This window comes from Pedobacter sp. 05L430 (assembly GCF_056397585.1).
Genome location: NZ_JBFTNT010000122.1, coordinates 1 through 11,387 on the forward strand (window position 1 = coordinate 1; position 11,387 = coordinate 11,387).

The window sequence follows — 11,387 nt, forward strand, 5'->3', positions numbered from 1 at the left end:
GGGATAATTGGAGTGAATTTCCATCAGGGCATCTCCTATCTGATTTCCGCTTGTAAAATCTATTTCAAAAAGCCACTCTGCAAGACCAATATCGGCCCACATTTGTCCTTTTCGGGTATCTGTGGGTTGCCTCAGATGAATAGCAGGAACATTTGATGAAAAGGCTATGATCGGGGAGTGCATTTCAAAACTGACCAGTGCTCTTGCCTTAGCATAAACTGATTGCGCTTCATCCGGAATCCAATAGGTATCTCTCCATATCACATGTTTTTTAACATCTTCGGGCAGTGGGTCTATCAGCATTTCTTTGGCCAGTTCTACCTGATATGTGACTTCGGGACACGCCAGAATCTTTAATCCCGTTTCCCGTACCCATCTGATCATTACATCACGAAGTTTCGCATGATCGGTGTCTTTATAGTACTGCGAAATCATGTATTTCTTTGATTCCTCCTCTGTTGGCTCTATGTTCTTCATTTTCCAATAAGGGGTGTACCTCAGTCGTGGTATGACACAAATAAATTCCCCACTTTTCAATCCTTTCGAATCCAGGTAATCAGCAGCAAGTTTATCATTACGAAGATTGATTGCAAAAGTTGCATCCGGGGCAAACTCAGTTATCGGACATTTAGATCGCAGTGATTTCAGGTAATCTAATGAAGCAGTATCTCTGCAATAGATAAATGAGGCTTTATTAATTAGATCTAAAGATTTGACATCTGCATCTACCAGCGAAATTCCGTACATTCCAAAGGGCTTACCGGTTTGTTTATGCCATGCGGCGAGATCAGCAGGAACTACAATCCAGGGTCCGGAACCATGTACCATGATGTCGCACGTTTCAAATGCCTCTTGCAAGGCCGGTGTTGTCGGTTTACCTGATGCATCGATCTTTCCGGGGGCAAGTTTTAGGTTCCTAAAACTCTTCTTTAGCAACACATCAACGCCATTATCCAGACTATTTGGCCATAATGTGATCTCTGCCTCAGGCAAATAGGTTTTAAACAGTTCCATTATTCCAAAAGTGTGGCCAATATCACCTATGTTTACCGTTTGCCAGGATGAGCGTAGTAATATCCTGGAATTCGCTTTAATATAGCCACTTTCAATAGCTCCCATAAGGCTGGAAATAACAGGAAGTGCAGCCATAACTGCAGCATTCTTAATAAATTTTCTTCTTTGCATCTTCAATCAAACTTTCTTTACTGCTGTTTAACAATCTTAAAAACATGAACCTGTGGCTGATTTACCTGATAAATAGTGTCGGCAAGTACAGACAATTGTCTGAGGGCTTCTGTTTCCGAACTCTTTTTCAGCAAGTAATTCTTAAATTGTTTCTGGTGATATTCATAATGCCCGCCACTTTTTAATGTTTTCAGTCGGTTTTTAAGATATCCAGCCACCAGAGTTGTATCTGATGCATCTTTAAGTTCAGAAAGATGCATAAATTCAACAAAGCGGAGATTGCGGATTACTGCTTCCACATCTCTGTATTTTATGCAAGTATTCATTACCGTTATGGCTTGCCGGTATTGAGGCGTATTTTTGTATAGCGCAAGATTAATCCCCGTCGAGAGGTTCTTAGCAGTAACCCCTGCAATAAAAACATCATCAATAAAAAGATGGTAGTTCCCCGGTAATATTTTTTTTACCTGCAATAATTCCGTATTAAACTCTTCATTAAAGGGAACCCATTTGAGCGCATCGGCAGCAGATTCCTTAATCGGAAAGGGCAGGCTTTTCTCAAGACATTCAAAAGTTAATGAGCTGTCTGTATTTGATTGTTTTCTTATTTCTGCGTTAAAGCTACCCTCTTGCGATGCTTTTAAATCATCTCCAATAATCAGTTTAGATACGTATTGGGGCGACTTTGTATCCTTCAAGAACTGATAGGCCATTACAAAATGTCCTGCCGACTGTGGGTGTACCCGATCTTTACCGATGATGGTAAAAGCAGGGTCTTTTAACTGCTCTTCGTTATTGATGCGGAGCAATACTGATTGAAAATCGACCAGGTTGGTATGATACTTTTCAGACAAAAATTGCATGTGTTCTGCACAACGCTGTAAAGCATCGTTTACACCATATAGGTTTTCTGTTTCCATAACTGCGGTCTGGTCATAAATAGATGGTTTCAGCAGCGTAACAGCTTCTACATTCTTTTTTAAAATTTTTACCGCGGCCTCTGTGCTGCTCCTATATGCTGCCAATGCCTGTTGCTTTAGGGTTTCATTAGAATTTGCTTTACCATAAAGTTCCCGTTTTACGTCATTCATGCCTATCATCATTACCGCTTGAGTTGGCCGATGGATGAGCACATCTTTATCCATTCTTTTTAAAATTCCCGTTGCAACATCTCCGGATATTCCGCAGTTGTAAAAACGTATTTTTTGAGCCGGGAACCGAGTGGCATAATAGATCCATAAGTCATTGTAGTATTCGCCATTGTTGGTAATGCTGTTTCCTATAAAACACACCCTGCTTCCGGCAGGAAAAAAACTTTTGTTGTTTTGCTGGGCAAACCCAAATGATGTAGAAATGAACAGGATAATAAATACTGCACTTAACCTTGGCGAAAATAACGGCATACTTTTTTACTTATAAGGTTTAAAAATCGTCACAACAGTTCCCTCCTTTACTGGTTTTTTAAAACGCAAGGCCAATCTGGTATAGGGCTTTCCGCCCTCAGAAAGTTCCTCACTTTTAATTTCAAACGCTTCTTTAGTTACTATGGTAATGAATAACTTAYCTTTTTTGCCGGTAATTTCGATTTGATTGGCATTGATCCGCTTCCAGCTACCTCTGGTGATCAGGGCGGTTTCATAACTCTGATCCTCACTAAATGCAAAATGATCTGTTACGCTAAAAAATCCATTATGTTTGCGGTTATAAATAAATTCCCGTTCCAGTTTTTTGAGTTCCTCTACGGGGTAAGCRCTGGCAATATCCATAACCATTTTATCCTGCTCATTGGTAAAGCTGGTACTGAGGACATTGCCTTTTGCTGCAGCACCTGGTATTTGCTGCTGACCGGCAATGAGCGGCACCGGATGCCCATAGGAAGCAATGGTTTTATAAGAATACCTTTCTGGTCCAAATGTTTTTGATGTATATGGGATAATCCCCGGATCGCCCATTAAAACCTCATCTCCTACTACAATAGAGAAAGATCCAACATCGTTATGATTATGATGTTCATTGTTGTTGCCCCCTTTTATTGCCACCCCCATATCCATTTCTGACGCTGCAGCCGGGCGGACAGTGAGTACCCCCGCCTGATCGAAATAGGATCGCAGGTCAGATTCTGATTCTTYGATTGGAAGTTGCTTTGCTGATACCTTTTCCGGAAAAACAGAAAGGATACTAGTTGCCAGGTCCACAGGACGATCTGGAAAAACCACATTCTTAAACTCTGAAATATCAACACCCAGATTCCGGTTTACATAAAAGAGAATAAAGGGTGAGGGTTGGGTATATGGTCGGCAATCGCCAATTGATGGAAAAACACCATGGATAATTACAGTTTTGGGAAGGAATTCGGCCATCAGTTTTACTTTTGGATCAGCAAACAGATCGATTTTTCCACCAGTACTTTTATAAACTGTTTCACGTAAAAGAACAAAGTTTCCAAAACCATAATTATAATAGCCTAGTCCTTCTGTACAATATCCGTCGGGCAGAAAGCCCTGGATTCCATTTTTGTGATAGCGTTCCGCAATGGCAATAAATTTCGCCCTTTCAGTCTTATCGTTGATTATCGTCTCAGCAGCCCCAACTGTCCCGGAGAGGCATACTGCATTAAAGTTATTGGTGTTTGTTAAAAAGAAATTTTCATTGTTTCCTGTTGCAATTGAATTTAATACAGGATCAAATACCCGTTCCTGCACAGCCTTGATCGCTTCTTCTTTAACTTTTTGATCGATCTTATCATCTAACAGATATAGCGCCTGTGCAATGTGCTGTGCATAACTTACCGCCGATAATTCGACCAGGTATTTTTTACCTTCAAAATTTACCTTGTTATAATCGTGCGTGGGATTTACCCAGGATTTTTGACGGCACAGTTCGAGTAATGCATTTTCTGCGGCTCTTGTATATTTCCCCTTATCCGTAAGGCATTCTGCAAATACATACCAGGTTAGCCATAAGAGGCGTTTTTGTAGCATATTTTTACCTGGAACAGAAGTCCCTTTAGTCCAGTATGCCAAATAATCGTCGTCACTCCAGGCCGGAAATGACAGGTTCAGTGAGCTGTCGGCACTACTGATTACGCTGTTATACTTCCCGCTTTTAAACAACATGTCCCAGGCTTTCCTGTTTTTATAGCTATCCCCGAATCCGAAAGGCTTATCTGGTAACATGGCCACAATTTGATCAACTCTTCGCATATCCAGGGGCTGGACCTGTACAATAGGTTTTGAATTGTCATAAACGGTATTTTTAAGGCTTTGGGCGCTTACTATACTTCCTCCTATCGCGAACAAAAAGATAATTAGCCCTGTGGTCATTATTCTGTACACTAATCTCATAGCTTTAAAACTAATATCCCGGATTTTGTATCAGTAAGTTATTCAGTTGAATATCATGAATAGGAATTGGCATAAAAATGTTTCTGGCCGACACCTTAGTAGCGGCAGTAGTAATGTTCGTTGCAGTTCCTGCATTTGAGTTGGCATATGCCAGAAAGCTCTTCATATCCTCAACAAATTTGCCCCAGCGGATCAGGTCGTTTCTCCTTAATCCTTCAAAACACAATTCTCTTAATCTTTCTTCTTTTATCGCTTCTAAAAGCTCCGATTTACTTGAAATTTGCAATGCAGAAAGGTCAGCGTCATCAGGTTCAGTAATTATCGCTGTAGCGTTAGCACCGGTTCCTCCACCACCAATAAGGGTAACTGTTGGCGCGGAAGTATAATAAGGGCCTCCTACTGTTAATGTCCCTGGCGAAGTAATGGTAATTCCAGTAACTGAACCGTCTGAGATGGTTGCCTCGGCGGTAGCCCCACTGCCGCCGCCGCCGTTGATTGTTACTGTGGGAGCACTGGTATAGCCTGAGCCGCCATTGGTTACAGCAATGTGCTTAATCACATTTCCATATAATATGCCGTAAGCTCTTTTACGAACCAAATTCACATACTGATAAGCATTTGCAGGCCCGTTAACTTCGTTTTCTGCTTCGGCAAGCATAAGCAGTACATCAGAATAACGCAAAAATGCGAAATTCTGGGAGGTATAGTTTTTATCCTTGGGGTTCACAACTTCATACTCCCGGCGCCACTTTCCTGCATTCATAACCCAGGTACCTGTCACGTTGGTCTTTTTAGCTGTTGCACCTGTACCCCAAGTATAATTAGCACAGTTCCAATCCCTCCTCCAGTCGAAAGAAGCCTTATTGGGTTTATCATTGCTCAAAGGATTGACTTGATAGGAAGCATACAATTTTCGGGTCGCGTTTACCGAACCGGAACTGAAGCCCTTATTGGCATCATTGCAGGTAATTCCACAAAAGCGCCCGGTATAAGTGTTTCCCAAATTAACGCCTCCGGTATTGTTGCCCCAGAACTCCAATTCCCACATACTTTCTTTCACATCATATTGCTCCCTGGCATATTTAATAAAAACATCTCTATAATCGGGGTTAAGGGCGTGTTCAGGTGTGCTTCCTGTAGGGTTAACAACCTTATTGGCCCAGAACAGTGCATCTTTATATTTTTCTGTATCCTTTAACGGAAAGCCTGCCATATAAAGGTATACCCTGGCCAGCATCCCCTGAACTGCGGTTCGGGTAACCTTCCCCCCTGCCCCCAGAACCGTAGCCGTTTGCGTTTGCAATAAAGCCTCCGCATCAATCATATCCTTTGTAATCTGCGCATAAACATCTTTCATCGGTGTCCTTGCAACATTAACTTCTGTTACTGATTTAGTTGGAGTAAGGATCAATGGAACATCGCCATAATTGCTCACCAACATAAAATATTGAAAGCCGCGCAGAAACAATGCTTGCCCCTTGATCACATCTTTCGCGGTTTGGTCCATGGTTACATTGTCTACTTTCGAAAGCAATAAATTGGCCCGTTMAATACCTACATACAGGCCTTTCCAGAACAATTCATTTTTGGGATCTGCGGCATCATATTGATAGGACGTTGTAAGTTCCACTATTCTACCATAAGATTCGTCTGTATTGGTATTGAACATATATAAATAATTATTTCCATATACCTCCTGAGTGCCCAATGAATTGTATATACCATTGAGGGCACTTTGTAACTGCTCCGGGGTTTTGTAATAAGCGTCTGGGTTAATAAAATCCGTTGGGTTGGTATCCAGCACTTTCTGGCAGGAAGTAGCTGCTGCCACCAGCATGGTGAAGTAAAAATATTTTATCAGTTTCATACTTTTATAATAGATCAGTTAGAATGATAGGTTTAATCCGAATATGAGCGTGCTTGCCCGGGGATAAGCAGAAAAATCAAATCCGGGGGTAAGGGTGGAATTTCGGACGGACACTTCAGGATCTGGTCCGGAATAATTTGTCCATGTTGCAATATTTTGAGCAGAAGCGTAAATCCTTAAACTTTTAAGCTGAGCTTTTTGGAATATTCTTGATGGAAAATTATAGCCCAGTGATATCGTTTTTAACCGGAGGTAAGACCCATCTTCAACTACCCTGCTTGAGTAATAAAATGGTCCCTGCCCTCCGGTTCGAAACAAAGTATTACTAGGATTATCTGGCTGCCATCTATTGGCATAACTTGCGTACTGATTGAAAAACCTGGATTGCTTTCCGTTGCCATCAAATAGCATACGGTTAGCGTTGATGATGTCGTTTCCGTATGACCATTGAAGAAATACATTAAGATCAAATCCTTTATAAGAAAAATTATTTGATAAACCACCTGTATGCTTAGGAAGACCGCGTCCAATTACCGTAAAATCATTTGCATTAACATTTCCATCGCCATCAAGGTCTTTATATTTGATATCGCCTGGTTGCACCGTAGGATTTCCATTTCTGGGAATATTTTCTTTAAGCGTATAAACGCCTTGGGGGTTCTTATCAAAATCTTCATACTGATAAACACCATCCCAAATTGCACCATAAAATTGCCCTACTGGCTGTCCAAGAAGGGCTATGTAAGGAGAAAGCGCATTCCATTTTTGATCAAAACCTACCGGACTTTTTAAAGAAGTTTGGTTCTCAGAAAGTGCCAGTACTTTGTTTCTATTGAAACTGATGTTAAAACTTGAACTCCAGTTAAATTCCTTCCCATGAATATTAACCGTGCTCAGTGAGATTTCAAGACCTTGATTTTGCATTTTCCCTACGTTTTTATAGGCATCAGACAATCCGGTGGTATAAGGCAAAAGGGCCTGCAATAACAGATCATGGGTTGTTTTTCTGTAAATGTCAAGAGTTACATTTACACGTTGTTTAAAAAGGCTTAAATCATAACCAATATTCACTTGTTTTGTAGTTTCCCATTTTAAGTTGGCATTTCCAAAAGCACTTAAGATAGCTCCTTTAGAAGGCGAGCCATTGCCATAGGAATAACCCGCGGAATTGGGTTGTGTGATCTGGTCGAGATAGGAAAAGTCGGCAACCCTATTGTTGCCTGTCTCGCCGTAACTTAAACGTAGTTTAGCATCAGAAATAAATGTAAATTTCTTCATAAACTCCTCAGCACTCATCCGCCATGATAGTGCACCAGAAGGAAAATACCCCCAGCGCTTCCCCTGTGCGAATTTTGAAGATCCATCGGAACGGAAAGACGCAGTAAAGTAATATTTTGATTTATAATTATAATTTATGCGCCCGAGGTACGACAAAAGGCCCCATCTGGAACTTAATGAAGTACCGATCAGGGAAGGCGATTCATCTAAACCATCAAGGCCTAATGATTCATTAGGTACGTTGAGAGCAGCAAAGCCATTTACTCCCGTTTTATTTCCTTGCATGGTATACCCTGCCAATACAGTAAGATCATGCACCTTATTAAAAATCTTTTTATAGCTGAGTGTATTTTCATTTAGCCAAACGGTAGAAGGGTTATAATAAACTGATCCGTTCACACCACTCGAATTACGTGGATTACCCAGTCGGGTCTGGGAGTTATTAAAGGCCTCATCTCTCTGCATATTATTGGTGATGCCGCCTGTAACTCTTAGGGTAAGAGATGGAATAATTTTGTATTCCGCATAGCCGTTCGCGATTAATCCTGTGATCAACCGGCGCCGAAGTTCATTTTTAGCAGAAATCACCGGATTAACCCTGTAATCAGCAATTACATTATAGTCGAAGCCCGGATCAAATAGTTCATCATCAAGATTATTATCGTTACCACTTACAGGACGATAGCCCCATACTGCATAAAGCAGATTGGTACTGGCAGATTGGATTGGCGAGGCAGCATTAACTATACTTCCGTTAGATGCACTATAACTATAATTTAGGTTAACCCCAATTTTTAATTTTTGATTTACATTCTGATCAAGTGTAATTCGTCCCTGGTAACGTTTGAAATCGGAGTTTAAAACCACCCCATCCTGGCCAATGATGTTTCCTGAGATCGAATAACGTGTTTTATCAGCCCCACCCCTTATTGAGATATCATGACTTTGCATGGGGGCGTTCCGATAAATTTGATCCTGAAAATTAATTCCCGTTACATTTTTATAGTCGTCAAGTGTTTTCCCATCGGCTAGATAGGTTGTGTTCGTATTTGCCGGATCAAGCTCTAACTGGTATTTTACAAATTCATAGGGGCTCATTAAATCGATGGTTTTTGTATTTTTCTGAAAACCATAGTACCCATTGTAAGCAATCACCGGATCACCTATATTTCCTCTTTTGGTGGTAATAATGATTACTCCGTTTGCTCCTCTTGCCCCGTAGATGGCTGTGGCCGATGCATCTTTTAAAATATCGATAGCCGCAATATCTGCTGGATTTATGGAGTTATTGTTCGCATCTTCTAATGGAAAACCATCTACAACATATAATGGTGAGGTGTCTTGTGTGATTGAACCTGCTCCCCTTATCACAATATTATTTATTGACCCAGGCTGCCCATCGKCGCCTGAAACCTGAACACCAGCTACTCTTCCGGCCAGGGCCTCGTCAAATGATTTTACCGGTGCCTTCTCAAATTCATCCATTTTCACTTGCCCGACAGATCCGGTTAGGTCTTTTCGTGCGGTTGCACCATAGCCAATCACTACAATCTCATTCAATGCATTATCAAGACTTTTAAGAGCAAGGTTGATGATGTTCTTGCCGTTTAAAGGGATATCCCTTGATTGGTAACCAACGTACCTGAATGATAAAGTGGCATTTGCATTTGAAACTGTAATCACAAATTTGCCATCAGCATCGGTAGTGGCTCCGGTTTTAGTGTTTTTTTCAAATATGGTGACACCGAAGAGCGGTTCATTGTCAGACGAGGTTACTTTACCTGAAATGTTTTTGCTTTGCGCATTTCCAGCCGATGGTAAAGCCATTACCAATATCCAGGTAAAAATCACGCTGAAAGTAATGGTCCCACAAAGATTTAGTGGTTTGGTTAACATATTATATTTGGTTAGTGTAAAATCAATCCTATGTCTGATCCGGCAACAATTACAGACTCATATACAAACTTAATATAATTATATATTGTATACAATATATAATTATATTAATACAAATACTGCAATAAAACCACTAAAAAAAGATGATTATATTAATAATCAAATCGATATAGCACCATTTAGATAAAAAACCCTCAACGAAAATAAAGTCCCCCATTAATATCAATGGTTGCTCCCGTAATATAATTACCACCCTCACCTGCCAGGAAAGCGACTGCCAGGCCAATATCACGTGGCTGTCCAATACCCAAAGGTACATTCTCAGCAATTCTTACAATTCCTTCATTTCCATGTGTTTGGGTAAGTAAATCGGTTTCAATAATACCCGGGGCAATGCAATTTACTCTGATCCCTAATGGGGCACCAGTTCTGGCAAGTGTTTTTGTTAGTCCTAAAATTGCACTTTTACTGGCTGAATAATGTACATGGCCATATAGTGCCCCCTGTTGCCCAACCACTGAGCTAATATTAATGATCCTACCATCTTTCTGTTCTCTCATGATTTGCATAGCATACTTGGCGCACAGAAAACAACTCGTGAGATTGGTTCCTAAAACATGTTCCCAATCATCAAGACTGGTGTCAAAAATATCTTGGGCTTGAGATGTTCCTGCATTATTGACCAGGATATCTAGTTTGCCCGTGCTGTTTTTAGCAAATGAAAAGAGTGCTTCCACATCTTTTTCTCTACTTACATCCGCAGCTTTAAAGAATACCTTGCGGTTAAAAGCCCTTACCCCGTTCACTATTTCTTCAAGGTCTTCACTTTCAGCCAGGTCGTTAAGTATAATATCTGCTCCCTTTTCTGCCAGGGTTAGGGCTATACTTTTGCCAATCCCCCTTAAAGAACCTGTTATTAATGCAGTTTTTCCAGTTAATTCACTCATGATACTAATTAAATTTATTTTGCCTCTGCATCCACATGTATTTCTTTGGCCAGGGTAAATCTTAATGCAATAAAAATAAAAATGCTCCCCAGTAAATAAACAACGGAGAGCGCTGATAGACCACTTGACAATCCTAATGTAGGCTTTATCGTCCCTAAGATCCATGGTGCAAAAGCGCCTATTAAAAAAGCAAACATAATCATCGCGCCAGAAACAGATGCCCTTACTCCAGGTGCCGTGACCAAAAATAAAGATGCGTAAATATTGGAGTCATAAATGCCTCTGAAAAAACCAAAAAGACCCATACCTGTATACACCCAAATCAGCTCATTTGCTGATCCCAGCAGATAAATAAAAGGACTGCCCAACAATAATCCAAATGCTTGCAATTTTAATCTTGAACCAATATTGGTCTTCGCCAGGTAGTCAGAAAAGCGCCCGCCGGCCAGCACCCCCAAAAATGCAAAAACATGATGATAAAACATGGAGGAAAAGCCGGCGTTTGCTAGAGAGAGCTTGTATTTTTCATGTAAAAATGTTGGCGCCCAGGTTAGGTAGCCCACATTCACGAATATCATACAGGCAAATGCCATAGTCAGCAATACTGCTGTTTTCTTTTGAAATAATCCTTTTAAGCCGTCAAACACGGTCACCTTTTTCTTGATTACTAACGAATCAGTATCAGGTAAAATGTCTTTTTTAAACCTTACAACAAGTACAATGGAGAGTACAATTCCTATTCCTCCAAAAATGTAAAAAGCCACACTCCACCCAAACCTTTCTGCTATCAATGCGCCAATCAGTCCGCTCATGATAATCCCCGCATAAAGTGCAGTCTGATGTATGGCCATTGCAAACCCTGTTTTATCC

General features: G+C 40.7%; 7 protein-coding genes. All 7 read right to left on the reverse strand.

Features of this window, described 5'->3' with window-relative positions; translation table 11 throughout:
• The coding region (locus tag AC1DG9_RS15860; RefSeq protein ID WP_477634872.1) for a polysaccharide pyruvyl transferase family protein at positions 1 to 1,185 on the reverse strand (1,185 nt) is incomplete at its 3' end.
• 17 nt (positions 1,186 to 1,202) lie between these two features.
• Complete coding sequence (locus AC1DG9_RS15865) at positions 1,203 to 2,588, reverse strand: SGNH/GDSL hydrolase family protein (protein ID WP_337716793.1); 1,386 nt, start codon at positions 2,586 to 2,588, stop codon at positions 1,203 to 1,205.
• Between the two features lie 6 nt (positions 2,589 to 2,594).
• Entirely contained in the window at positions 2,595 to 4,529 is a 1,935-nt protein-coding gene (locus AC1DG9_RS15870) for a hypothetical protein (RefSeq protein ID WP_477634873.1), read from the reverse strand.
• Between the two features lie 10 nt (positions 4,530 to 4,539).
• On the reverse strand, positions 4,540 to 6,396 hold the full coding sequence (locus AC1DG9_RS15875; RefSeq protein WP_477634874.1) for a RagB/SusD family nutrient uptake outer membrane protein: 1,857 nt from the start codon (positions 6,394 to 6,396) through the stop codon (positions 4,540 to 4,542).
• Between the two features lie 18 nt (positions 6,397 to 6,414).
• The gene (locus AC1DG9_RS15880; protein ID WP_477634875.1) at positions 6,415 to 9,570 is read right to left on the reverse strand and encodes a SusC/RagA family TonB-linked outer membrane protein; all 3,156 of its coding nucleotides are present in this window, start codon (positions 9,568 to 9,570) and stop codon (positions 6,415 to 6,417) included.
• A gap of 194 nt (positions 9,571 to 9,764) precedes the next feature.
• Positions 9,765 to 10,517 carry an SDR family NAD(P)-dependent oxidoreductase gene (locus AC1DG9_RS15885; RefSeq protein WP_172660072.1) on the reverse strand — a complete coding sequence of 251 codons (753 nt, stop codon included), beginning with the start codon at positions 10,515 to 10,517 and terminating at the stop codon, positions 9,765 to 9,767.
• Between the two features lie 14 nt (positions 10,518 to 10,531).
• Positions 10,532 to 11,387, reverse strand: an 856-nt coding sequence (locus AC1DG9_RS15890; protein WP_477634876.1) for an MFS transporter, incomplete at its 5' end; no start/stop codon positions are given.